The 22472-nt window shown below is 74.8% G+C and carries 24 protein-coding genes; 20 read left to right on the top strand and 4 right to left on the bottom strand.

Going from position 1 to position 22472, the window contains the following annotated elements; genetic code table 11:
• The first annotated feature begins 66 nt into the window (after positions 1–66).
• From ABD254_RS03170 to ABD254_RS03125, 10 genes are all read left to right on the top strand, one after another.
• On the top strand, positions 67–897 hold the full coding sequence (locus ABD254_RS03170) for an ABC transporter ATP-binding protein (protein ID WP_425553631.1): 831 nt from the start codon (positions 67–69) through the stop codon (positions 895–897).
• Positions 867–2492, top strand: a complete 1626-nt coding sequence (locus tag ABD254_RS03165) for a hypothetical protein (protein ID WP_344245587.1) — start codon at positions 867–869, stop codon at positions 2490–2492. The genes ABD254_RS03170 and ABD254_RS03165 overlap by 31 nt, the downstream gene beginning before the upstream one ends.
• Before the next feature lie 60 nt (positions 2493–2552).
• Positions 2553–3599, top strand: a complete 1047-nt coding sequence (locus ABD254_RS03160) for a GNAT family N-acetyltransferase (protein ID WP_425553630.1) — start codon at positions 2553–2555, stop codon at positions 3597–3599.
• A 47-nt stretch (positions 3600–3646) separates the two neighbouring features.
• Positions 3647–4438, top strand: a complete 792-nt coding sequence (locus tag ABD254_RS03155) for a DinB family protein (RefSeq protein ID WP_344245583.1) — start codon at positions 3647–3649, stop codon at positions 4436–4438.
• A 25-nt stretch (positions 4439–4463) separates the two neighbouring features.
• Positions 4464–5549: a redox-regulated ATPase YchF gene (gene ychF / locus ABD254_RS03150; RefSeq protein WP_344245581.1), complete on the top strand. Its 1086-nt coding sequence runs from the start codon at positions 4464–4466 to the stop codon at positions 5547–5549.
• Positions 5550–5582: 33 nt separating this feature from the next.
• Positions 5583–5864, top strand: a complete 282-nt coding sequence (locus ABD254_RS03145) for a type II toxin-antitoxin system RelE/ParE family toxin (protein WP_344245579.1) — start codon at positions 5583–5585, stop codon at positions 5862–5864.
• Positions 5839–6159: a HigA family addiction module antitoxin gene (locus ABD254_RS03140; protein WP_344245577.1), complete on the top strand. Its 321-nt coding sequence runs from the start codon at positions 5839–5841 to the stop codon at positions 6157–6159. Before ABD254_RS03145 ends, ABD254_RS03140 begins: the two co-directional genes overlap by 26 nt.
• On the top strand, positions 6156–6650 hold the full coding sequence (locus ABD254_RS03135; RefSeq protein WP_344245575.1) for an HIT family protein: 495 nt from the start codon (positions 6156–6158) through the stop codon (positions 6648–6650). The genes ABD254_RS03140 and ABD254_RS03135 overlap by 4 nt, the downstream gene beginning before the upstream one ends.
• 119 nt (positions 6651–6769) lie before the next feature.
• Positions 6770–7387: an AraC family transcriptional regulator gene (locus tag ABD254_RS03130; RefSeq protein WP_344245573.1), complete on the top strand. Its 618-nt coding sequence runs from the start codon at positions 6770–6772 to the stop codon at positions 7385–7387.
• Positions 7388–7465: 78 nt separating this feature from the next.
• Positions 7466–7996: a VOC family protein gene (locus ABD254_RS03125; protein WP_344245571.1), complete on the top strand. Its 531-nt coding sequence runs from the start codon at positions 7466–7468 to the stop codon at positions 7994–7996.
• 132 nt (positions 7997–8128) lie between these two features.
• Here the strand turns inward: ABD254_RS03125 and ABD254_RS03120 are convergent, their stop codons facing one another.
• Positions 8129–8725 (bottom strand): PadR family transcriptional regulator, encoded by a 597-nt coding sequence (locus ABD254_RS03120; RefSeq protein WP_344245569.1) that lies wholly within the window; start codon positions 8723–8725, stop codon positions 8129–8131.
• 74 nt (positions 8726–8799) lie between these two features.
• Here ABD254_RS03120 and ABD254_RS03115 point away from each other — a divergent pair, with 74 nt between their 5' ends.
• Positions 8800–9453 (top strand): NAD(P)-dependent oxidoreductase, encoded by a 654-nt coding sequence (locus ABD254_RS03115; RefSeq protein WP_344245567.1) that lies wholly within the window; start codon positions 8800–8802, stop codon positions 9451–9453.
• Positions 9450–9875: a hypothetical protein gene (locus ABD254_RS03110; protein ID WP_344245565.1), complete on the top strand. Its 426-nt coding sequence runs from the start codon at positions 9450–9452 to the stop codon at positions 9873–9875. Before ABD254_RS03115 ends, ABD254_RS03110 begins: the two co-directional genes overlap by 4 nt.
• A gap of 139 nt (positions 9876–10014) precedes the next feature.
• Here ABD254_RS03110 and ABD254_RS03105 read toward each other — a convergent pair whose 3' ends face one another.
• A complete protein-coding gene (locus tag ABD254_RS03105) occupies positions 10015–11130 on the bottom strand; it encodes a N(5)-(carboxyethyl)ornithine synthase (protein WP_425553722.1) in 1116 nt (371 codons plus the stop codon).
• Between the two features lie 303 nt (positions 11131–11433).
• Between ABD254_RS03105 and ABD254_RS03100 the strand changes: the two genes are divergently transcribed.
• Together ABD254_RS03100 and ABD254_RS03095 are read left to right on the top strand one after the other, a co-directional pair.
• Positions 11434–11892 carry an SRPBCC family protein gene (locus ABD254_RS03100; protein ID WP_344245561.1) on the top strand — a complete coding sequence of 153 codons (459 nt, stop codon included), beginning with the start codon at positions 11434–11436 and terminating at the stop codon, positions 11890–11892.
• Positions 11893–12053: 161 nt separating this feature from the next.
• The gene (locus tag ABD254_RS03095; protein ID WP_344245559.1) at positions 12054–12851 is read left to right on the top strand and encodes a phosphatase PAP2 family protein; all 798 of its coding nucleotides are present in this window, start codon (positions 12054–12056) and stop codon (positions 12849–12851) included.
• Here ABD254_RS03095 and ABD254_RS03090 read toward each other — a convergent pair.
• Positions 12815–13003: a hypothetical protein gene (locus ABD254_RS03090; RefSeq protein WP_344245557.1), complete on the bottom strand. Its 189-nt coding sequence runs from the start codon at positions 13001–13003 to the stop codon at positions 12815–12817. The two genes, ABD254_RS03095 and ABD254_RS03090, sit on opposite strands and share 37 nt — an antisense overlap.
• A gap of 196 nt (positions 13004–13199) precedes the next feature.
• Here ABD254_RS03090 and ABD254_RS03085 point away from each other — a divergent pair, with 196 nt between their 5' ends.
• Positions 13200–13802 carry a hypothetical protein gene (locus tag ABD254_RS03085; protein WP_344245555.1) on the top strand — a complete coding sequence of 201 codons (603 nt, stop codon included), beginning with the start codon at positions 13200–13202 and terminating at the stop codon, positions 13800–13802.
• A gap of 1 nt (position 13803) precedes the next feature.
• On the opposite strand, the gene ABD254_RS03080 is transcribed toward ABD254_RS03085, so the two are convergent.
• Positions 13804–14676 carry an alpha/beta hydrolase gene (locus tag ABD254_RS03080; protein ID WP_344245553.1) on the bottom strand — a complete coding sequence of 291 codons (873 nt, stop codon included), beginning with the start codon at positions 14674–14676 and terminating at the stop codon, positions 13804–13806.
• 66 nt (positions 14677–14742) lie between these two features.
• Between ABD254_RS03080 and ABD254_RS03075 the strand changes: the two genes are divergently transcribed.
• The 5 genes from ABD254_RS03075 (at position 14743) to ABD254_RS03055 (ending at position 22457) form a co-directional block, all read left to right on the top strand.
• The gene (locus ABD254_RS03075) at positions 14743–15495 is read left to right on the top strand and encodes a TetR/AcrR family transcriptional regulator (protein WP_344245551.1); all 753 of its coding nucleotides are present in this window, start codon (positions 14743–14745) and stop codon (positions 15493–15495) included.
• A 58-nt stretch (positions 15496–15553) separates the two neighbouring features.
• Positions 15554–16354, top strand: a complete 801-nt coding sequence (locus tag ABD254_RS03070) for a GNAT family N-acetyltransferase (protein WP_344245549.1) — start codon at positions 15554–15556, stop codon at positions 16352–16354.
• Between the two features lie 17 nt (positions 16355–16371).
• Complete coding sequence (locus tag ABD254_RS03065) at positions 16372–16578, top strand: hypothetical protein (RefSeq protein WP_344245547.1); 207 nt, start codon at positions 16372–16374, stop codon at positions 16576–16578.
• 84 nt (positions 16579–16662) lie between these two features.
• On the top strand, positions 16663–19683 hold the full coding sequence (locus ABD254_RS03060; protein ID WP_344245545.1) for an FtsX-like permease family protein: 3021 nt from the start codon (positions 16663–16665) through the stop codon (positions 19681–19683).
• Positions 19683–22457: an FtsX-like permease family protein gene (locus ABD254_RS03055; protein ID WP_344245544.1), complete on the top strand. Its 2775-nt coding sequence runs from the start codon at positions 19683–19685 to the stop codon at positions 22455–22457. The genes ABD254_RS03060 and ABD254_RS03055 overlap by 1 nt, the downstream gene beginning before the upstream one ends.
• Positions 22458–22472: the final 15 nt, after the last annotated feature.

Below are 22472 nucleotides of genomic sequence, written 5' to 3'. Positions count from 1 at the left end.
TCACGGGGCACCGACACGACCTGCCGGGCGGGCCTGGCGCGTCGTCAACCACCCTAGGCTGGACGGGTGACCGACCCCACACCCTCGCCGGGCCCGGCGGAGCCCGTGCCAGCAGCACCCCCGCCCGACCCGTCCGCCGCGCTCAGCCTGCGCGGGCTGTGGAAGCGCTTCGGGGAGAAGGTCGCGGTCGCCGGCATGGACCTCGACGTCCCCACGGGCTCGTTCTTCGGCCTCGTCGGGCCGAACGGCGCGGGCAAGACGACGTCCCTGTCCATGGCCACCGGCCTGCTGCGGCCCGACTTCGGCACGGTCGGCGTGCACGGCACCGACCTGTGGGCCCACCCCGACGAGGCCAAGGCCACCCTCGGCGTGCTGCCCGACGGTGTGCGGCTCTTCGACCGGCTCACCGGCGCGCAGCTCCTCACCTACGCCGGCCTGCTGCGCGGGCTCGACCGTGCCACCGTCGCCGAGCGCACGGAGGACCTGCTCGCCGCGATGGACCTCGTGGCCGACCGCGACACGTTCGTCGTCGACTACTCCGCCGGCATGACGAAGAAGGTCGCCCTCGCCTCCGCGATGATCCACGCCCCGCGCGTGCTCGTGCTCGACGAGCCCTTCGAGGCGGTCGACCCGGTCAGCGCCGCGAACATCCGCGACATCCTGCGCGCCTACGTCGCCGACGGCGGCACCGTGGTGGTCTCGAGCCACGTCATGGACCTCGTGCAGCGGATGTGCTCGCACGTCGCGATCATCGCGGGCGGGCACGTGCTCGCGGCGGGCACGGTCGACGCCGTCCGCGGCGAGCAGACCCTCGAGGACCGCTTCGTGGACCTCGTCGGCGGGCGCCGGGAGTCGGAGGGACTGGCGTGGTTGCGCAGCTCGTCCGCCTCAAGCTGACCCTCCTGGCCAACGCGTTCCGGCGGAGCGTGTGGCAGACGATCGGGCTGGTCGTGGCGTCGCTGTACGGGCTCGCGGTGCTCGTGCTGGTGGTCGTGGCGGCGGTGGCGGGCGGCACGCTCGACGCCGCGACGACCGGGCAGGTGCTGACCGTCGTGGGCGGCTTGGTGATCCTCGGCTGGTGGGTGGTGCCGATCTTCGCGTTCGGCGTCGACGCCACCCTCGACCCGCAGCGGTTCGTCACCTTCGCGATCCCGCGGCGTCGGTTGCTCGCCGGCCTCGCCGCCGCGGGCGTGGTCTCGGTGCCGGGTGCGGTGACGGCGCTCGCCGCCCTCGGCGTGTCGTTCGCCTGGTGGCGCGAGCCGCTCGCGCTGCTCGCCGCGCTGGTCGGGGCGGTGCTGGCCGTCGCGCTGTGCGTCGTGGGCTCGCGCGCGACGACGACGGCGCTCGCCCCGCTGCTCGACTCCCGCCGGTACCGCGAGGTGCTCATGGTCGTCGCGGTGGTCCCGATCGTGCTGATCGGCCCGGCCTTCGGGTGGATCGCCGAGAACGTGGAGAAGTCGGTGGACGGGGCGTCCGTCCAGGTCTCCGTCGACGGCGGGTCGGGTGCCGCGCTCGGCGACGCCGTCGGGCCCTTGGCGCGGCTCGTCGCGTGGACGCCGTTCGGCGCGCCGTGGGCGCTTCCCTCGGCCGTGCACGACGGCGCGTGGGGGCTCCTGGTCGCGCGGCTCGCGGTGGCGGTCGCGACCCTGGCGCTGGTGTGGCTGGTGTGGGACCGGGCGCTCGCCCGCGCGCTCGTGACGCCGCGCGGCGGGGCCGCCGCCGGTGCCGGCAAGGGCCTCGGCTGGTTCTCCCGCCTGCCCGCCACCCCCACCGGGGCGGTGGCCGCGCGCTGCGCCACCTACTGGGTGCGCGACCCCCGGTACGCGGCGTCGATCGCGATCATCCCGCTCCTGCCGGTGATGATGCTGGTCGTGGGCCTGACGAGCGGCGCCGGCGGCAGCCTGATGCTCGTCGTCGCGCCCCTGGTCGCGTGGCTGCTGGGCTTCGGCATCTCCAACGACGTCGGATACGACAGCACGGCGTTCGCGCTGCACGTCGCGACCGGCGTGCCCGGCCGCGCCGACCGGTGGGGCCGCGTGCTGCCCGTGCTCGTGGTGGGACTGCCGCTGACGGTCGCGTTCGCGCTCGTGGGCTGCGGCGTCGCCGACCGGTGGGACGCGCTGCCCGCGATGCTCGGCGTCTCGTGCGGCACCCTGGCGACGTCGCTCGGGATCTCCAGCGTGGTGTCCGCCCGGCTCGTCTACCCGGTCCCCAAGCCGGGAGAGAGTCCGTTCAAGACGCCGCAGGGCGCCACCGTGGCCACGATGGTCGCGCAGATGGCGGCGATGGGGATCATCTTCGTGCTGAGCATCCCCACGCTCGGGCTGGCTCTGCCCGCGATCCTGCTGCCGCAGCCCGCCCTGGGGTGGGCCGCGCTCGCCGTCGGTGCGGCGGCCGGGACGATCGTGCTCGTCGTCGGCGTGCGGTGGGGCGCGCGCGTGCTCGACCGGCGCCGCCCGGAGCTGCTGCAGCAGGTCATGGCGTTCCGCTGACCCTCGCGGCGTCCGCCGCACGGTCACCGGCCGGGGGCGCGCCGAGGGCCCTTTGACACAATGGGCCGCGTGAACCCCGCCAGCGCGCACCCCACCCTGCCCGACGGCTGGACCACGTCGACGCCCGACGTCGGCGACCTCCCGCGCCTCGCCGAGCTGCGCGGCGCCGCGGCCGAGCCGTGGACCGGCTCGCGGGACGTGGACGCCGGCGCCGTGGCGGCGGAGGTGACGGGCCCGATGTCGTGGACCCGGCGGCAGGTGGTCGCCCGCGACCGGGGCGGCGTCGTGCGGGCGTGGGCGTCCGCGCACGACCGGGCCGCCGGCCGCGTCGTGGTGGGGCTCGACGTGGACCGGGCGGCTCCGGAGGCCGGGCTCCTCGCGTCGTGGGGCCTCGCGTGGGCGGAGGAGCGGGGTCGGGAGCTCGCTCGCCAGCGCGGGCTCGCGCGCACCCAGCTCGACGCCGGCGCGTACGCGGGCGACGAGGACCAGCGCGGCTGGCTCGACGCCGCGGGCTACGCCCACGCCCGCTCCTGGCTGCAGATGAGCCGCCCCGTGTCGCCCGAGGAGGCGCGACCGGGAGTGCTGCCCGACCCCCGGCCGGGCGTGACGGTACGGCCGGTCGCGACCCACGAGGACGGGCTCCCGGTGGCCGAGGACCTGCAGACCGTGCACCGCGTGCTCGAGTCGGCCTTCGAGGACCATTTCAACTCCTACCGCGAGAGCTTCGGGGAGTTCGTCGTGCGGCTGCGCAGCGACCCCGGCCACCGCTGGGACCACTGGTGGCTCGCCCTCGTGGGCGACCCCGACGACCCGCACGCCACGCCCGAGCCGATGGGTGCCCTGGTGGGCGCCGCCCTGCCGTCCGGGGCGTCGGGCAAGGAGGGCAGTTACGTCGAGTACCTCGGCGCCGACCGCCGGGCCCGCGGCCGCGGCGTGGCCACGGCCCTCCTGTTCGCCGTCGTCGCCGACGCCGCGGCGCGCGGCCGCGACCGCGTCGGGCTGGAGGTCGACGCCGACAGCCCCACGGGCGCGGCCGCGCTGTACGAGCGCTGGGGCTGGCGCACGCGGTACGTCACCGAGTCGTGGCACCGGGAGATCGAGGCCTGACGGCGAGGCAGGCGGGCGTGTCGGAGGCCGCTCCTATCGTCGGCCGCATGACCACGACTTTCGGGCCGGACGACGAGCTGCAGGGCGCGCGGTTCGTCGAGGCCGACCTGACGGGCGCACGCTTCCGTCTCGCCCGGCTCGACGACGTGCGGTTCGACCAGAGCTTCATGCCGCGGGCGGTGATGCGGGGCGTCGACCTCACGGACGCCGACATCGACGGCGAGATCACCGGGCTGCGCGTCAACGGCGTGGACGTGGCGCCGCTCGTCGAGGCGGAGCTGAACCGCCGGCACCCGGGCCGCGAGCAGGCGCGATCCGCGGACCTCGCGGAGCAGCGTGCGTCGCTGGACGCTGCGCTGCGCGCGTGGGACGCGCACCTCGCCCGCGCGGCCGCCCTGGCGCCCGGCGCCGTCGACGTCTCGGTCGACGGCGAGTGGTCGACGGCGCAGACGCTGCGGCACCTGGTGTTCGCCATGGACGGCTGGGTTCGGTACGGCCTGCTGGGGATCGACGACGCCTTCTGGTACGCGGGGCTGCCGTTCACCGAGTACGAGCCCGAGGTCGCGTCCCTCGGCGTCGACCTCGCGGCCGCGCCGACCTGGGAGGAGACCATCGCGGCCCACGCCGACCGTGTCTCCCAGGTGTACGCCGCCTACGACGACCTTGCCGGCACCGACGTCGCGGCCGACGCCCCGCGAATCCCGCCGTGGTACCCGGAAGGCCTCACCCGTGCGGTGCACCAGAGCCTCGGCGTCGTCGCCCGGGAGCACTGGGCGCACCTGCAGTTCGTCGAGCGCGACCTGGCAACGCTCGAGGAACGCGCCCGGGAGGCCCGGTAGTGCGCGGCACGTAGACTTTCCCGACGTGGCACTCACCATCGGCATCGTCGGCCTGCCCAACGTCGGCAAGTCCACCCTCTTCAACGCCCTGACCCGCAACCAGGTGCTCGCGGCGAACTACCCGTTCGCGACGATCGAGCCGAACGTGGGCGTCGTCCCGCTGCCGGACCCGCGCCTCGACGAGCTCGCGAAGGTCTTCGGCAGCGAGCGGACCCTGCCCGCCACGGTGTCGTTCGTCGACATCGCCGGCATCGTCAAGGGCGCGTCCGAGGGCGAGGGGCTCGGCAACAAGTTCCTCGCGAACATCCGCGAGGCCGACGCGATCTGCCAGGTCACCCGCGTGTTCGACGACGGCGACGTCGTCCGTGTCGAGGGTTCGGTGGACGCCGAGGGCGACATGGAGACGATCTCGACCGAGCTGATCCTCGCGGATCTCCAGACGCTGGAGAAGGCGCTCCCGCGGATGGAGAAGGAGGTCAAGATCAAGAAGGGCGACGCCGCCCTCCTCGAGGCCGCCAAGACCGCCGAGAAGATCCTCGAGTCCGGCACCACTCTCTTCCAGGGTGCGAAGGCCGAGGGTCTCGACCTGGCCGACATCGCCTCTCTGCAGCTGCTGACGGCCAAGCCGTTCATCTACGTCTTCAACACCGACGACGCCGGCCTCGCCGACACGGGCATGCAGCAGCGCCTGCGCGACCTCGTCGCCCCCGCCGACGCCGTCTTCCTCGACGCGAAGTTCGAGGCCGAGCTGGTCGAGCTCGAGCCGGAGGACGCGCGCGAGATGCTCGCCGACTCGGGCCAGGAGGAGGCCGGGCTCGACCAGCTCGCCCGCGTCGGGTTCCACACCCTCGGCCTGCAGACCTACCTCACCGCCGGCCCCAAGGAGTCGCGCGCCTGGACGATCCGCAAGGGCTGGACGGCCCCGCAGGCGGCGGGCGTCATCCACACCGACTTCGAGCGCGGCTTCATCAAGGCCGAGGTCATCTCCTACGACGACCTCGTCGAGGTGGGCTCGGTCCAGGCCGCCCGTTCCGCCGGCAAGGCGCGCGTGGAGGGCAAGGACTACGTCATGCAGGACGGCGACGTGGTGGAGTTCCGGTTTAACGTCTAGCGTTATTGACGGACTCCGTCATACACTGATCTCGTGATCAGATCGTTCGGGAGCAAGGACACCGAGCGCATCTGGCATGAGCAGTACGTCAAGCGCGTCGATCGGGCCGTGCAACGGGCGACCCTCAGGAAGCTCGAGTTGATCCATGCGGCGAAGGACGTGGAGGACCTGCGGATCCCACCAGGGAACCGCCTGGAACGTCTGGTCGGCGATCGTCGTGGTCAGCACAGCATTCGAGTGAACGCGCAATGGCGTCTCTGCGTCGTCTGGAGAGAGGGAGGTGCGGAAGATGTCGAACTCGTCGACTACCACTGAGGCCGACCTGATCGAGCCGATCCATCCTGGAGAGATCCTGATGGAGGATTTCATCGAGGGTTTCGGGATCACGCAGAACAAGCTGGCGGTCTCGATCGGTGTGCCGCCGCGTCGGATCAACGAGATCGTGCACGGCAAGCGCGGGATCACGGCGGACACGGCGATCCGACTGGCGCGGTACTTCGGGACTTCTGAGGAGTTCTGGATGAACCTGCAGTCGAACTATGAGCTGCGGCTCGAGCGTCGGGCGCTACGTGACAAGGTTGCCGCGATCACACCCCTCGCGGTCGCATGAGCGACTGGCGTTCGGATCGCGTGGGGTCCGCGCTCGCCGGAGAGAACCCGACCGTGCTCGCGGAGCTGGACCATTCGTTCGCGGTCATCGGGGACGTGCAGTGGCTGCCGGGGTACTCGCTCGCGCTCACGAAGGTTCCGGAAGTCGATCGGCTCTCCGATCTGCCACGGGCGCAGAGAATCGGCTACCTGGCTGATGTCGATCTTCTCGCGTCGGCCGTCGAGAACGTGTGCCGTCGTCGAGACGAGGCGTTCCGTTGCGTGAACGTGGAGATCCTCGGGAACGCGGATGCCTTCCTGCACGCCCATATCTGGCCGCGGTACGACTGGGAGTCAGCATCGCTGCTGAAGAAGCCGGTGTGGCTCTACCCATCGGAGAACTGGTCCGACCCACAGAACGCTCTGAGCCCAGCTCATGACGGACTGCGATCAGACCTTGCGGCAGAGGTTGCTTTGTATCGGAATTCGGTCGAGTTCCACTTCAATGTCTGACTGCTCACGGATGCGCGGCGTCCATCAGGCAGCCGCGTCGATGGCCCAGTGGTGAGTGACAGCCGCGGATGGAGCGCATGTACGAGGAGCATCGTCCCGACTCTCCCGTGCTGGCGTGCGTGTGGCAGGCGCGGGCGACGAAGGATGAGCGCTACCTCGTGCCTGCGGTCGAGTACTGGGACCTGTGGTTCGCCCGCGAGCCAGGCGGAGAGCTGCTCGCTGGACTGTCGGGCCCGACCCTGGGTCACCGCTGGATCCGCTCGACGATCGGAGAGCACAGCTGGGGCGTCCAGCTGAAGGCTCATGTCGTCCTGCCCGGAGTGAGCAAGCAGCTCCTGCTCGGCGGGGAGCAGCAGCTCGTCGTCGAAGCCGGGCACGTCACACTTGCGCAGCACGCAGTGCCGTTCCCGGAGTTCGACGACCTCGAGGCCTTCACCGATCGACTGCTGGAGCTCGACGTCCTGCGCTGCGACGACGACGTCCGGCGGATGCTCACCGGCGATGACGCGGGCTACTCGGAGCGGCACCGGCAGCGCCGGGTCCGCGCCGCGACAGGGCTCACGCGAAAGCAGATCGAGCAGCTGTCGCGGGCGCGTGGAGCGTTTGCCCTTCTGCTGCAGGGTGTGCCGCCGATCGAGTGCGCGGCACGGTGCGGGTTCGCTGACCAGGCTCACCTGACTCGCTCGCTGAGGGCTTTCCACGGCCAGACGCCGGCCCGGGTGCTGTCCGGTCGATGATGGCGGAAACGTTCAATACCTTGACCTTCGCTCGGTGATGGACTGGGGGCCGCATCCACCCCCACTACAGGAGCATCGATGTCTGCACCCGCCGCCCCCGAGGGCTACGCCACGGTCAACCCCTTCATCATCACGAGCGACGCCGATGAGCTCGCTCGATTCGTCGTCGAGGTCTTCGGCGGCACGGAACGTGCGGAGGCGCGCACCGTCGACGACGACGGCCTGCTGCTGCAGGCCGAGGTGCGTGTGGGCACGACGACCATCATGTTCGCCGAGCGCAAGCCGGACTGGCCGTTCACACCGAGCCTTCTCCAGGTCTACGTCGAGGACATCGAAGGGGTTCTCCAGCGCGCCCTCGCTCGCGACGCTCGGCTCATCACGAGGCCGACCGACTTCTTCGGGACCCGGTTCGCTCGGATCCAGGACGCGAGCGCGAACATCTGGTGGATCTGGCAGCACGGAGAGCTGGTCTGGGACGAGCAGTCCGACGAGAAGGACTGGACGACCGACGAGCAAGGCGAGGGATGGGGAGCGTCCTCGCCCGAGCTCGCCTACATCCACGACACGCTGCTCGAGGCGATGACCGCTCTGCGCGACCCGAAGGCCTGAGATGCGCGTCGTCCCGCCGGGGCGCCCGGCCACGTCCGCTGCCGCCAGGGCTCCAGCGCCTCGGGCGTCGGCCGGACCCCGGCCGTCACCTCCTCGACGACGTTCGACGGCGAGCTCGTCCCTCGGTGAGGTTCATTCCGTGGACGAGCTGCGCGGCTCGTCGTCGGCCACCGGGCGGTCGTCCGCCAACGTGTGCGCTCCCGCCCGGAGCCGGTCGAGAAGCTGCGCGGTCCAGGCGATCTCGGCGCTCGCCGTCTGATCCCAGTACCGGATGGCTTCGACGTGGTGCCCCCAGTCGTCGTCCGGGGTCTGCTCGTGCTCCCGGACGACACGTTCGCGCTTCGCACGGAACGCGTCGAGGCGTTGCTCGAGCAGGAGGATCGCGCGGACCCGCGGCAGGGACGGCAGGAAGCCGATCGCCGCGACGGCCGCTCCCGGGCTGGCGTCGTCGGCCGCGAGCGTGCGCTCGAGCAGCTCGACGAACGCACGTCGCCCCTCGTCGGTCGGGCGATACCGGGTGCGCGCCGGTCCGGCGGATCGGGCGTCGTCGTCGGCGTGCTCGAGCAACCCCTCCGCGGTCAGCTGCCGCAAGGCGTGGTAGATCGAGCCCTGGCCGATGCCGCCCCACAGGTCGACACGCCAGGACTCGAGGTCCTTGCGCACCTGGTAGCCGTGCGCGTCGCCGCGGTCGATCACCGCGCCGAGCACGAGCAGTCGCGTGGCCGACATCTGCACCCCCTTGCGATTCCGGCGCCCCTGGGTGACGCTAGTACAACTTTACTAGACGATCGAGGGGTTCAGGGGTGCACATCGTCGTGGCAGGTGCGTCCGGTCGGACCGGACGCAGGATCGTGGACGAGGCGGTTGCCGCGGGTCATCGGGTGACGGCGCTCGTACGGGACGGCGCCGGCATGGCCGAGCCGGCGGCCGTGGGCGTGCAGGTGGCGGAGGTCGTGACGGACACGTCGCTGGCCCTGCCGGCCGATGCCGACGCCGTCATCTCGGCCCTGGGCATGCGCGACGGCCGCGGCGCGCCCGTGTGCGAGCCGGGCACCGCGAACCTGGTGGCCGCGATGTCGCGCGCCGGCATCACGAGGATCGTGACGGTCTCCGCGGTGCCGGCACATGCCTCCGGGCGAGGTGAGCCGTGGTGGTTCCGCGGCGTCCGGACGCTGGTGCGTCGGCGCATGCCGCAGGTGTACGACGACATCGAGGGGATGGAGCGGGTGCTGCGCGCCAGCGGGCCCGAGTGTCGGTGGACGGTCGTGCGGCCGGGCTACCTCACTGACGGTGAGCCCACCGACTACCGGTTGCTCGCGGAGCGCAACGCCACGACGAGCACGCACCGCGTCGATCTCGCGCACGCGACGGTGGCGCTCGCCGCCGACGACGGTGCCGAGCGGCGTTCGTACGGGATCCGGAGAGGTCGGACGCGACGGGCTGCGACAGGCGCGTGACGGCACGCATGGTGCGACTCGGGTTCCTCGCGGACGGCGTGTGGAAGGCGCTCGTCGGCGTCGCGATGCTCGCGCTCCTGCGGGCCCTCGTCGACGAGCTCGGTGCGCCGGGGTGGCTGCTCGGCGTCACCGCGGCGGCAGTGTTGGCCAGCGCCGCGGCCGAGGCGGCGTACGCCGTGCGGAACGGTGCGGGGACGCACACGAAGTACCTCGTCGCCTACGACTCCGGCTGGGTCCTGGTGTCGGTGCTGGCCCTGGTGCTGGCTCGTTCGGACGTCGGCCTGGCCTGGGTGCTCTGGCTGGGCTACCAGCTCGTCGCCGCGCCTCTGCTCGCGGTGATCTTCGCTCGGGGCGCCCGGGTCGAGGGAACTCCGGCGTCGACTGTTCCCCGCCGCCGTCCGGGACGATACTGGCGAGCGTGAGCCTGTACGAGGACGTCGGGGGCTCGGCGACTACTTCGAGCGGTCGACGGTCGCCATGCGCGCCTACGGCGGCGGCCGCGACGACGTGCCAGCGGGGCTTCCCTTCCCGTCCGCGTGACGGCTCGGCTCGGCTGCCGGGTCAGTACACCGACGCGGTCGGGGCGTGCGGATAGGCCCGCTCGCGACCCTGAAAGCTGAGGATGCTCGGGTTGATGATCTCGCCGTCGCGGATCTCGATCGCCCGGGAGATGGTGAGGCTCTCCGCCCATGCGGCGGGCCCCTCTACGACCGTGCGCAGGAACGGCAGGATCGCCTCGCTGATCTCCCAGGTGGCCGAGTTCCACAGGTACGACGGGCTGTGGTCGACGGCGTAGTAGTTCACGCCGTCGCCGACCGTGAACATCGGCTCGTCGAACGTGGTGGGCCTGGCCCACTCGAAGCCCATCCCCTCGTCGCACGAGACGTCGACGATCAGGCTTCCCGTGCCGAACGTGCTCAAGTCCTCGGTCCGCAGGTAGGTCAACGGTGCGGCGACGTCCTGGAGGGTGCAGTTGACCACGATGTCGTGCGACGCCAGGAACTCCGGGAGCAGGACGTCGCCGTCCTTCGTGAGAACCGTGGAGAGGTGGGTCGGGCCGTCGTCGGTGTTGAGCTGGGTGATGTGCGCGCTGTGGATCGGCGAGCCGACGGCCGCGACGCCGCGCTGCGTGAGCACCTGGATGTCGTGGATGCCGTGCGCCTTCAGTGCGGTCACCGCGCCCCGCGCGGTCGCGCCGAAGCCGATGACGACCGCGCTGAGCCGTGGCCCGTAGTCGCCCGTCGAGCCGACCAGGTTCATCGCGTGCAGCACGGAGCAGTAGCCGGCGAGCTCGTTGTTCTTGTGGAACACGTGCAGGCTGAAGTCGCCGCTCCGGGTCCAGTGGTTCATCGCCTCGAAGGCGACGAGCGTGAGCCGACGGTCGATCGCCGTCTGCGTCATCCCGGCGTCCTGCACGCAGTGCGGCCACCCCCACAGGACGCGGCCCTCGGGGATCGCGGCCACGTCCACCGCCTGGGGCTTGGGGAGGAGCAGGACGTCGGCGGACTCGATGACCTCGGAGCGTTCCGCGACCCTGCCCACGCGCGACTCGACGTACCCGGGCTCCAGCTGGAAGTCGGCGCCGTAGCCACGCTCGACGGTCATCCGCGCGCGCAGGTCCGGGTCGATGCGGTCCAGGTGACGAGGATGTATCGGTAGACGCTGCTCGTTCTCCATGGAGGAGCCCGCGAGCAGCCCGAGGGTGAGCAGGACGTCGCTCGGCGGGGCGCCGTTCAACGACGTGGCGGGGACAGCAGAGGACGGTCGGGCGGCGCCGGACATCCGGACTCCCATCATCGGGGAACCGGGGTTAGCTCCTGACCGGAGCGTACGCTCCACCGCCACCGACCGTGCACGCGACGTCGAGACGTGCCTCCACGCAGCGGGTGGCGGACCAGCTCGATCCCATGGTGACCGCCGATAGCCTGACCCCCGGAACCGTCCCGTTCCACGTCCGAGCGCGACCCTGGAGTCGACGGCATGCAGACCATCGTCCTGACCGCCCACCTCGCGGCGCCGCCCGAGGCGTGCTTCGAGGAGAGCCTGTCGGTGGACGCCCACACGGCGTCGATGAGCCGGTCGGGGGAGCGCGCGGTCGGCGGCGTGACCACCGGCGTCATGCGCCTGGGCGACACCGTCACGTGGCGCGCCCGGCACTTCGGGCTGCCGTTCACGATGACGTCGGTCATCAGCGCGCACGACGCACCGCACCGGTTCGTGGACGAGCAGGTCGCCGGGCCCTTCGGGCGCTGGTGGCACGAGCACCGCTTCGAGGCGGTCGACACCGGCACCGTCATGACCGACGTCGTGGAGTTCGCGTCCCCGGCCGGGCCGTTGGGCCGGGCGGTCGACCACCTCGTCCTGACGCGGTACATGACGCGTCTGCTGCGGACGCGCAACGCGTGGCTCGCGGACGCAGTGCGCGGCCCACGCGGCTGACCCCCTCGACGACGACGTCGCGGTCGCGCCCGGGCGGGTGGCAAGGCCCGGTGCTCGCGGCATGAACCGCCTGTGAAGAGTGGTCGGGATCACGGCTCCTCGTCGAGCCGACTGCCAGGAACGGCGCTTAGCCTCGTGGGCGTATGTTGCCTCGAACAGCAGTGCCGACGCGCCCCGCCGACACCGTGCCGCCGCCCGAACAGGCGGCGGGCCGGCCCGCGCGTGCACGGCTCGCGGGCGCCACCTCGACGCCGGTCCTCGCGCTCGCGCTGGTGGGGGTGACCCTCTTGGCGGCGGGCCCGTTCCAGCGGGTGGACGAGGCCGCCCACGGGTTCTGGGCGCAGCGCCTGACGCCCGGGTTGCGGCCGTTCATCCAGGGCGTCCTGGACCCGATCGCGGGGCAGGCGGTCTGCCTGCCCGTGCTGGCGGCGGTCGGCATCACGCTCGCGTGGCGGCACCGCACCTGGCAGCCGGTCTGGTGCGTGGTCGCGGCCGAGGGCGCGTTCTACGGCGGGGTGGGCCTGCTCAAGGTGGTGCTGGCGCGGCCCGCACCCACGACCGACGACCCGGACCTGTTCGACGGCGGACTGCGCCAGCTCGGCTGGAGCGGCATCAGCTTCCCCTCCGGGCACGCTGCGGAGGCCGTGCTGATCTACGGGACGGCGGTGTACCTGGTCGGGCGCTGGACGACGGCGTCCGCGCGGACGCTGCGCCTCCTGACCGCCGGCGTCGCCGCCGTCGCCGTCAACGCCGTCGTCGTGTCCTACTACCTCGGCTGGCACTGGATCAGCGACCTCGCGGGCGGGTTGCTCGCCGGCGGCCTGCTGCTGCGCCTGCTGGTCGCGGCCGACCATCGCGACTGGCGCCCGCGGGGCGACGACCGGTCGGTCGGCTACGCGCCCGCACGGGCGGGGTGCGACCGTCAGACCACGACCGCGGCACCGGCCAGGGCGAGGTAGACCCCGCCGGCGGTGCGGCTCATGCCCCGCTGCGCGCGACCGGAGGCGCGCAGCCGCCCGGACAGGCGGTGTGCCACGAGGGCGTAGCCGGTGTCCACCAGTGCCGCCAGCAGCACGAACAGGAGCCCGAGCGGCGCGAGCTGGGCCGCCACGGCGGCCTGGCCCGGGACGACGAACTGCGGCAGGAACGCGAGGGCCTGCCCTCTGTGACACCGCCCGGTGCGCTTCGCCCGGTCCGGTTGCCGATGACGACCGCCCCTGCGACGGTGCCGGTGTGCCGTTCCTCGCCGTGACCGTCGGAGCGACCACCGCCGTGACCACGGCCGGCGTCGGCCGGAGAGCGCCGGCATGAGCGGCGCGCTCGCCGGGCTGCGCCGGGCATGGGGCGAGTTCGTCGGCCCGGAGGCGACGCCGGTCAACCACGTGCTGACCGCCGCGACGACCCTGGCCGGCGCCGTCGCGGCCCCGGTGGTCGCCAGTCGTCGGGGTGCGGATACCGGCCGTGCGGTCGCCGCGTGCCTCCTCGCGGTCGATCTCGCCGGAGGCGTGTACGTCAACAACACGCGGGCCTGCGCCCGGTGGTACGAGCGGCCGGGGCAGGGAGACGCCGCGCACCTGAAGTTCGCCGCCCTGCACGTGCACCCGGCGGCCGTGGCGTGGCTGGACTCGGGCGCCGTCAGGTCGGCCCGGCGCCGGGTCCCCGGTCCCGTGTGGGCCGCCGCCCACTACGGGTACCTGATGGCGTCGACCGTCATGATCCGGCGCTTCGCCTCCCGCCGGCGCCCGCTCGGAGCGGCCCTCACGGTGGGCGGGCTCGTCCTGGACGGCCTGCTCGGCCCGTCGCCCCGCGCCCCGTGGTTCGCCTGGGCCTACTACCCGAAGCTGCTGCTGGGCCACGCCGGTGCGTCGTGGTGGTCGGACGACGACCTGCGCGCCGCGCCCCGCCCGTAGCTCAGCCCGCCGTCACGCCCCGGGGCCCGAGGAGCGTGCGCGACAGCCAGGGCACGAGCACGGGCAGCACGGCGTCGGCCTGCATCGCGGACAGGTGGTCCTTGCCGGGCAGGACGTCGACCTGCCAGCCGTGCGCCTCGAGCTCGGCGCGATGCTGCGCCACCGCCCCGGCGATGACCACCTCGACGTCGCCCCAGCCCGGGCCGTAGGTGATGTCGTCGTCGGCCCCGACGGCCACGAGCCGCGGCACCCGGAGCCCGAGCGACGCCCGGTCGTCGAAGCCCTCCAGCGACTCATAGAGCGTGACGTACTGCCCCGTCAGCTCGGGGGGCCGGGTCATCTCCACGGAGTCCCAGTCGCCGGGTTCCGGGGCGGGCCCGGGCTCGGCCGGCGGTGCGTCGCGGTGAGCCAGGGCGAGCGCGTGCGCCGCCCGCGTGACGGCGAGCATCGCGGGGTACGGCCCGTCCAGCGGCGGGTAGCCGCCCATGGCCAGGGCGGTGAGCCGGTCGGTGTGCAGGGCGAGCTGCAGCCCGGCCAGCGCGAGCCACGAGTAGCCGTAGTACGCGAACCGGTCGGCGCCGGCCGCGTCGGCGACGGCGAGCAGGTCGGCGGCGACGGCCGCGGCCGTGAGGGTGCCCGGCTTCGGGCACTCCGCGAGATGGCCCTCGTAGTCGGCGGCGACGACCCGGAACCCGGCGTCGGCCAGGCGGGCGGCGAGGGTGTGCCCGAGGTCCGGGTCGGCTCCCCAGGCCCGCATCGCCTCGGCCTGCGGGCCCTCGTTGATCGCCGTCCCGACGGGCAGCAGCACGGCGGGGCCGTCGCCGAGCGTCGTGACGTCGAGCGTGGCGCCGTCGTGGAGCCGTGCGGTGGGCATGGGAGCCTCCTCCGGGGTTGGGGACGATAACTCTATACACTGTATGCCGATGAGAGGATGGCGGCAATGAGCCAGGCACCGGACCCGATCGAGGCGCACGTGCGCCGGCTGTGGCGGCACCGGGGCGTCGAGCCGGCGGCGCCCCGCCGCGGGCCGCGGCGCCGGCTCGCCCTCGACGACGTGCTCGACGCCGCGGTCGCGGTCGCCGACGCGGACGGGCTCGCCGGGCTCTCCACCCGCGCGGTCGCGGGCCGCCTCGGCCTCACCGCCATGGGCCTCTACCCGTACGTCGGGACCAAGGAGCAGCTGCTCGCCCTGATGGAGGACCACGCCTCCGCCCTGCCCTCCTGGGACGACCCAGGCCCCGGCCTCGTGGACGACCTGGCCGCCTGGGCGGAGCGCCTCTTCGACCTCTACCGGCACCACCCGTGGCTGGCCGAGCTGGCGTGGTCCGAGGCGCCGGGCGGACCGCACCAGCAGGACTGGCTGGAGCGGCTGCTCGGGATCCTCGAGCGCCGGCGGACCCCGCCGGCGGCGCGGGCCGCGGTGGTGACGGCGCTGTACGCCGTCGTGCGGGCCACGGCACAGACCGACGCGGCGTACGGGCGCGCGGCAGCCTCGGGCGTGGCGGCGGCGTGGCTGGAGCGGGCGCGGGCCACCCGGCGGGTCGTGGGCGACCTCGCCGACCGCTACCCCCGTAGCCACGCCCTGGGTCAGCACGCCCCGCACGACTGGCGCGACGCGCCGCGGGCGTCGGTGCGGCACGTGGTCGAGGTGCTGTGCCACGGCCTGGGGACGGCCGGCGCACCGCGCGCGTGACGCCCTGGCGAAATCCGTTGCCATCTCCCGTCGGCGCCTGGAAACGTGACCCCCCGTGATGACGACCACGCCCGACACCGAGCGGCTGCTCGCCGCGTACGACGCCCAGCTCCGCACCGACGCCGAGACCCCGAGCGCGGTCCGCGTCGTGCGGCTCGGGCCGCTGCGGCTCGTGACCTTCCCCGCGGGCCGAGGGTTCGTGACCTATCAGGACCTCGGCGGCGCCGACGCCGCGACCGTCCGCGGGTTCGTCGCCGCGGCGCTAGCGCACTACCGCGCGGACGCCGAGGTCACGCGCGCCGAGTGGAAGACGCGCGGCCACGACCACGCCCCGGGCCTGCACGACGCGCTGGTCGACCACGGCTTCGTGCCCGAGGACCCCGAGTCGATCATGATCGGCCCGGCCGAGGCCCTCGCCGCCGAGGTGCCGCTGCCGGGCGGTGTGACGCTGCGCCGCGTCACCGACGAGGCCGACGTGCGCGCCATGTCCGCCATGTCCGACGAGGTCTTCGGCGACGACCCGGCCACCTCGGGGCACGCGGACGCGATCCTGCGCCGCCAGGAGCGGGACCCGGACATGGAGCTCTGGGTCGCCGAGGCCGACGGCCTGATCGTCAGCGCCGGGCGGCTCGAGCCCGTCGCCGGCACCGAGTTCGCCGGGCTCTGGGGCGGCTCGACGCGCCCCGAGTGGCGCGGCCGCGGCATCTACCGGGCGCTCACCGCGGCCCGCGCCCGGTCCGCGCTCGCGCGCGGCAAGGTCTACCTGCACAGCGACTCGACGGAGTTCTCCCGCCCGATCCTGGAGCGGTCGGGGCTGGTCAAGGTCTCCACCACGACGCCGTACCTCTGGCACCGGTAGCCCGGGGCGACGTATCCGTGGGCCTGCGTGACGATCCCTTCGAGTACCGGGTCACTCGGGACGGCGCCGTGCTGGTGCGCCGGGGTGGGCGGCTCGTCGTGACGGTCGCCGGGGCGCGGGCCGAGCGGCTCGTCGCGCTCCTGGGCCACGACGACGAGACGGACCAGCAGCTGCTCGCCCGCGCGACCGGCAACTACCGGCGCGGCAACGAGCGTCGGCGCTAGGGTCGGGGCCGACCGCGACGGAGCGGACCCCGCGGACGTCCGCGGGAGGGACGGAGGACGAGTGGGCGGGCAGCGGAGCGCGCCGTGCGCCGCGACGAGGGCGGCGGCCTGATGGGCCGCGCGCGGCTGCTGGCACGCCGCGGCGCCGCCCAGCGCGGCCTCCTGGCGCTCGTGCTGCTGCTGGTCGCGGCGGTGGGCGCGGCGGTCGGCGCCACGGTGGCGTCCGTGCAGGACGCCCAGACCGCCATCGCGCGCGAGGGCCTCGCCGGCGAGGGTCGCGAGGCCGCGACGCTCGTCGTGCAGACCCGCCTGCGGCCGTCCGAGTCCGCCGCGCAGGCGCAGGACGAGGCCGTGCGTGGCACGGTGCGCGACCTCTTCGCCGGCGCCCCCTACGAGCTGCGCCGCGAGGTCGTGCCCGACACGGACTCCGACGACCCCTTCCTGCGCTGGACCCTGGCCCCGGACGTCGCCGCGACCGGGCCCGAGGACCTGCCCGTCCTGGCCGCCGGCGCCCAGCGGCTCCAGCCCCTGCTGCACGACGACGAGGCCGTGTCGGAGCGGGGCGTGACGGTGACCGGCGATCTGCCCGAGCGGGCGGCCGCGGCCCGCGTCGCCGCCCGGGCCGCGTCGGCCGTGACCCTGGTGCCCCTGATCCTGCTCGCCCTCGTCGGCGTCGTCGCCGTCGCCCAGGTGGCGCGCCTCCTCGCCGCGACGCGCGAGGCGGAGGTGCGCCTCCTGGTGGCCCGGGGCGCGTCGGCGGCCCAGGTGACGGCGGCGGCCACCTGGGAGGCGGCGGTCGTCTGCGCGCTCGCGGCAGGGGTGGGTGTCGCGGGGGCGGGCGCCTGGCTCGCGGCCCGGGGTGCACCTGGTGGTGCTGGCGAGGCCGTGGGCGGGGTCCTCGGCAGCGCGGGCGCGGTGGCCGCGCTCGCCGCCGTCACGCTGGGCGTCGCGGCGGGGCTGCAGGCGCGGGCCGCGGCGGCGGGCCGCCCGGCCGAGCTCTCGGGCCGTGGACGGCAGGCGGCGGCGGTCGGCACGGTGGTGCTCACGCTGGTCGCGGCGGGGGTGACGCTCTGGCTGCTCCTGCGGTACGGGTCGCCGCTGGTCCCGACGCCGGACGGCGGCCGGACCGATCCCGCGGCCGCCGCGGCCCCGGCGCTGGCCCTCGCCGCCGCGGCCGTGGTCGTCGTCGCCGCGCTCGGCCCGCTCTCCCGCGGGTGGGCGGCGCTCGCGAGCCGGTCGCGCGGCGCCGTCGGCGTGCTGATCGCCCGGCAGGTGGCGCGGCGGCTCGTGGTGGTCGCGGTGCCGGTGGCGCTCGTGGTGCTGGCGGGCGGGTCGGTCGTGCTCGCCGCGACCTACGCCGGCACCTCCGAGCGGCTGCGGGGCGACGCCGCGATCGTCGCGAACGGCACCGACGTGCGCGTGGTGCGTGCGGACGGCGCACCCGTGGGCGCGGACGCCGTCGCCCGGCTCGCCGGGCTGGACGGGGCCCTCGCCGCCGTACCGGCGATGGTGGTGGACGCCGACATCGACCACCGGCCGGTCGCGACCCTCGGCCTGCCCGCGGGGCCCGGGACGGCGGGCGACGTGGTCCGGGTCCCGGACGGAGGCACCGACCCCGCGGCGACGCTGTCCGGGCTGGCGGGGACCTCCCCGTTCGCCGCGGCCCCCGCGCTGCCCCCCGGTACCGAGGAGGTCACCCTGCGCGTCACGGGCGCACTCACCGTCGGCGAGGTCTCGGCCACGGGGCCGATCGGGCGGGAACTGGCCTGGGCCGACCTCGCCGAGGCCGCCCGGGGGGACGAGTTCCTGGCGGGGGCGCTCGCCCTTCTGGAGGGCTCCGAGGTCGCGCTGCGGGTGTGGCTCGCCGACGCGGAGGGCCAGGTCGTCCCCGTGGAGGCCGGGACGCTCGGCTACGACCTGGACGGTGACGGCGACCCCGGGACCACCGACGCCGGGGTCCTCGGCCCGCGCGCGAGCACCCACGACCTGACGATCCCGCTGCCGCCGGGACTGGCTGCCGAAGGGCTCGACGAGGGGCCGCGGCTGGTCGGCCTGGACGTGGTGGCCGCGGGGTCGGAGTCGTGGGTCGCGCAGCTCGACCTGAGGGTCGACTCTCTCACCGCCGACACCGGCACGGGAGCGGACCCGGTGGTGCTGGACCCCGCGGACTCCCTGTGGGCGCCGGCGAGCGACCTCGGCCCCGGCGACCCAGGGGCGGCGCCGGAGCAGGCCGAGCTCGGGGTGTCCCTCGCGCTCGCCTCGAGACGGCCGTCCGTGCACCGGCTGCTGACCTCCGGCGCCGAGAGCGACCGGGTGCCCGTCGTCGTGTCGCGCCCGCTGGCCGACCTGCTGGACCTCGAGGTGGGGGAGCGCACCGAGCTGCCCGCGGGGCCCGTCACGCTGCAGGGCGAGGTGGTCCGGATCGTCGAGTCGGTGCCGGGGGCGGGCGAGGCCGCCGCGGTCCTCGTCGACCTCGACGACCTGCAGGCGTGGTTCCTGAACCGGGTCGTGAGCGTGCCGTTGCCGGACCAGGCGTGGGTCGGCGCCGACGCCGGGACCCGTGAGGGCGCCGGGCTGCGCGACCTCGCCGCCGCGGTCGCGGACGTCACGCAGTCCGGCGGGCCCGTCGTCGTCACGACGTCGACGGTGCCTCCCGGTCGCTCCGACGCCGCCGCGCCGGTCCGGGCCGCGTTCGGGGTGGCCGCGGCCGGGGCCGCCGTCCTCGCCGTCGTCGGGGTGGCCGCGGCGGCGGTCGCGAGCCTGCGCACGCGGCGGCCCGAGGTCGCGGTCCTGCGTGCCGTCGGGGTGCCGCCGCGCACCCAGGGCGCGGGGCGCGCGGCCGAGCTGCTCGCCGTGGGCCTCGCGGCCCTCGTGGCCGGCCTGGTGGCGGGCGGGGCGCTCGCCGCGGCGGTCGTGCCGGGGCTCGCCCTGGAGACCTTGACCGGGGTGCGGGTCGTCCCGCCCGTGATCAACGCGGTCGCATGGAGCGTCGTGGCCGTCGCGGGCGGGCTCCTCGTGGCGGGGCTGGGGGGCGTGGCCGTGGCGATCCGCGCCCGGGTGGTCGCCCAGGCGCACGACGCCGGGTACCGCGAGGAGGTGCGCTGATGTTCGGTCTGCTCCTGCGCCGGCACCTGCGCACCGCCTGGGGCGCCACCCTCGTGCTCGCGCTCGTCACGCTGCTGACGGCGGCGGTCGCGACGTCGGCGGCGCGCGCGATCTCCGACATGCGGGCGAAGCAGGTGGACCACGCGACCGCGCACCTCTCCCCGCTGGTGCGCGACGCCGTCTCCCGGGCGGCGACGACGCCCGGCGCCGGCGAGGACCTGGCGCTGAGCGCCCTCGGCATCGGTGGCTCCGAGCAGGACACGCCCGCCGTGCCGGGAGAACCCGACTGGGCCGGCTTCCTCGACGGGATGACCGCGCTGCGCGACGCCCAGCCCGAGCCCCTGCGGAGCGTGCTCGGCGAGCCGGACTTCGTCGTCGACACCGAACCCTTCCCGGTGGAGATCGTGCCGAGCGGCGTGGTCGAGGAGAGCGAGCTGGTGGTGCGCGCGGCCCCGCGGCTGCGGGAGGCGATGCGCCTCGTGGACGGGGCCTGGCCCCGGGCGACCCGCGTCGCGGTCGGCCCGTCCGGCGCGAGCTCCGACGAGCCCGTGGAGATCGTGCTGACGCCGGCGACGTCCGACACCCTCGCCTGGCGGCTCGGCGGGACCTACCGGTCCGAGTCGATCGCCTTCCCGTCGCTGACGGTCGTCGGGATCGTCGAGCCGGTGGACCCCGGCGCGTCGCGCTGGCACCACCAGCCGTTCGGCCTGGTGCCGCAGGTGATCGCGGACCCTGAGCGCGGCGACCTCGGCACCTCCGCGGTGTACACCGACCCGGCGATGATCGCCCCGCTCACGACCCGCGAAGGCGCGCAGACCGTGCTCTGGTACCCGGTGTCCACCGCGTCGACGGGGGCCGGCGACGTCGAGGCCCTCGCCGCCCAGGTCCGCGGTTTCACCCACGCGTCGCACGAGGTGGTGGCGGGGGACGACCTCCGGCTGCGCCTGCGCACCCAGCTCGCCGACGTGCTCGACGACGTCCTGGGCGAGCGCGCCGGGACGGACGCGATCCTGGCCGTGCTCGTGGTCGGTCCGCTGGGCGCGGTGGGCGCGGTGGCGGTGCTGGCGGCCCGCCTCGTCGTCGACCGCCGCCGTGCCGCCCTGGCGGTCCTGCTGGCGCGCGGGATGACCGGCCTCCAGGTCCGCGGGCTCATGGCCGCCGAGGGGCTCGCGGTGAGCGTCCCGGGCGCCGTCGCCGGGCTCGCCGTCGGGCTCGCGGTCTGGCCGGGCGGCGTCACGGGGCTGCAGGTGCTGCTCACGGCCGCGGCGGCACTCGCCCCGGCTCTCGCCGCGGCGGCCGTGACCGTGCCCCGCGGCCTGCGCCGGGAACGCTCGGACCTGACAGCGCCCCATGCCGGGCGCTCGCGGTGGCGCACCACGGTCGACCTCGCCGTCGTGGGGCTCGCCGCGCTGGCCACGGCCCTGCTGCTGCGCCGCGGAGTCGTCGCCGGGGGCGTCGACCCGCTGCTTGCCGCGACGCCGCTGCTGGTCAGCGTCGCCGCGACACTGCTGGCGGTGCGGGCGACGCCGTTCGCCGCGCGGGCGGCGGAGCGCGTCCTGGCGCGGCGCCGGGACCTCGTCCCGTTCCTGGGCGCCGCGCGGGCCACCCGGGCGCCGGCCGGCGGGGTCGTCCCGGCGCTGGCGCTGGTGCTGTCGGTCGGCGTCGCGACGTCGTCGGCGGTGCTGCTGTCGACCCTGGACGCGGGGGTGGAGCGGCAGGCGAGCGTCGAGCTCGGCGCTGACCTGCGGGTCACCGGCCCCGTCGTCACGCCCGAGGCGCTCGCCGCGCTGGGGGAGGCCGACGGCGTGGCCGAGGTGGCGACGGTGGCGCGGCTCGACGACCCCGGGTGGGTGCTCGGCGCGGACGACGTCGCAGGGTCCGGCCAGCAGGTCGCGGTGCTGGCGGCGGACGCCGCGGCGCTGGAGCGCGTCCAGGCCGGGGTGCCGGACGCGCCGGCGGGGCTGGGCCGACTCGTGGACGGGCCGGACGTCGGGGCCGGCGGTGCGGTCGGGGCGGCCGTGCACGACGTCGAGGACGTCGCCGCGGGCGCCCCCGGCGCGGCGATGGACCTGGTGGACGAGCGGGTGGAGCTGGACGTGGTCGCGCGCATCGGCCCGATCCCTGGGCTGGGCACCGACGAGCCCTTCGTCCTGGTCGACGCCGCCAGCGCGGCGGGGCCGCTCGACGTGGTCCCCGAGCCTCGCACCGCGCTGGTCGCCCTCGCCGACGACGTCGACCCCGCGGCCGCCGCCCGGGCCGTGCGCGCCGTCGTCGCCCAGACGCTGCCCGGCGCCACCGTGGACGACCCGGCGACCGTCACCGCCGACGTGCTCGCGTCGCCGGCGTCGTCCGGCATCGCTGCGGGCGCCGCCGTCGCCGTGGCGGTCGCGGCGGTGCTGAGCGTGACGACCGTCGTGCTCATGCTCGTGCTGGCGGCGCCCGACCGCGAGCGGCTGCTCGCCGTGCTGCGGTCGATGGGCCTGCGCCGCCGCGAGACCCGGGGGATCGTCGCCTGGGAGGTGGCGCCCTGGGCCGTGGTGGCGATCGTGGTGGGCGCGGTGCTGGGGGTCGTGGTGCCCGCCCTGCTGCTTGCGAGCGTGGACCTGCGGCCGCTGACGGGCGGCGACGTGCAGCCCGCGCTGACGGTGGACCTCGTGCCGCTGCTGGCGGCCGCCGCCGGGTTCGGGGTGGTGGTGGCGCTCGGCGTCGTGGTGGCGTCGGCGCTGGGCCGCAGGGCCGCGACCGCGGACCGGCTCCGGGCCGCGGCGGACTGAGCGGCGGGACTGAGC

Origin of the sequence: Isoptericola hypogeus, from assembly GCF_039531145.1 — a bacterium.
Taxonomy (GTDB): domain Bacteria; phylum Actinomycetota; class Actinomycetes; order Actinomycetales; family Cellulomonadaceae; genus Isoptericola; species Isoptericola hypogeus.
The sequence above is the reverse complement of the archived record's forward strand: the minus strand, read 5'-3'. Positions and strand labels throughout refer to the sequence as shown.

Excerpts from the sequence above, each read along its gene's own strand:
- ABD254_RS03125 (WP_344245571.1), top strand. The coding sequence starts at position 7,466 with ATGTCTGCACCCGCCGCCCCCGAGGGCTACGCCACGGTCAACCCCTTC.
- ABD254_RS03140 (WP_344245577.1), top strand. The coding sequence starts at position 5,839 with ATGTCGAACTCGTCGACTACCACTGAGGCCGACCTGATCGAGCCGATC.
- ABD254_RS03105 (WP_425553722.1), bottom strand. The coding sequence starts at position 11,130 with ATGGAGAACGAGCAGCGTCTACCGATACATCCTCGTCACCTGGACCGC.
- ABD254_RS03160 (WP_425553630.1), top strand. The coding sequence starts at position 2,553 with ATGGGCCGCGTGAACCCCGCCAGCGCGCACCCCACCCTGCCCGACGGC.
- ABD254_RS03155 (WP_344245583.1), top strand. The coding sequence starts at position 3,647 with ATGACCACGACTTTCGGGCCGGACGACGAGCTGCAGGGCGCGCGGTTC.
- ABD254_RS03080 (WP_344245553.1), bottom strand. The coding sequence starts at position 14,676 with ATGCCCACCGCACGGCTCCACGACGGCGCCACGCTCGACGTCACGACG.
- ABD254_RS03120 (WP_344245569.1), bottom strand. The coding sequence starts at position 8,725 with ATGTCGGCCACGCGACTGCTCGTGCTCGGCGCGGTGATCGACCGCGGC.
- ABD254_RS03085 (WP_344245555.1), top strand. The coding sequence starts at position 13,200 with ATGAGCGGCGCGCTCGCCGGGCTGCGCCGGGCATGGGGCGAGTTCGTC.
- ABD254_RS03075 (WP_344245551.1), top strand. The coding sequence starts at position 14,743 with ATGAGCCAGGCACCGGACCCGATCGAGGCGCACGTGCGCCGGCTGTGG.
- ABD254_RS03100 (WP_344245561.1), top strand. The coding sequence starts at position 11,434 with ATGCAGACCATCGTCCTGACCGCCCACCTCGCGGCGCCGCCCGAGGCG.
- ABD254_RS03070 (WP_344245549.1), top strand. The coding sequence starts at position 15,554 with ATGACGACCACGCCCGACACCGAGCGGCTGCTCGCCGCGTACGACGCC.
- ABD254_RS03055 (WP_344245544.1), top strand. The coding sequence starts at position 19,683 with ATGTTCGGTCTGCTCCTGCGCCGGCACCTGCGCACCGCCTGGGGCGCC.
- ABD254_RS03135 (WP_344245575.1), top strand. The coding sequence starts at position 6,156 with ATGAGCGACTGGCGTTCGGATCGCGTGGGGTCCGCGCTCGCCGGAGAG.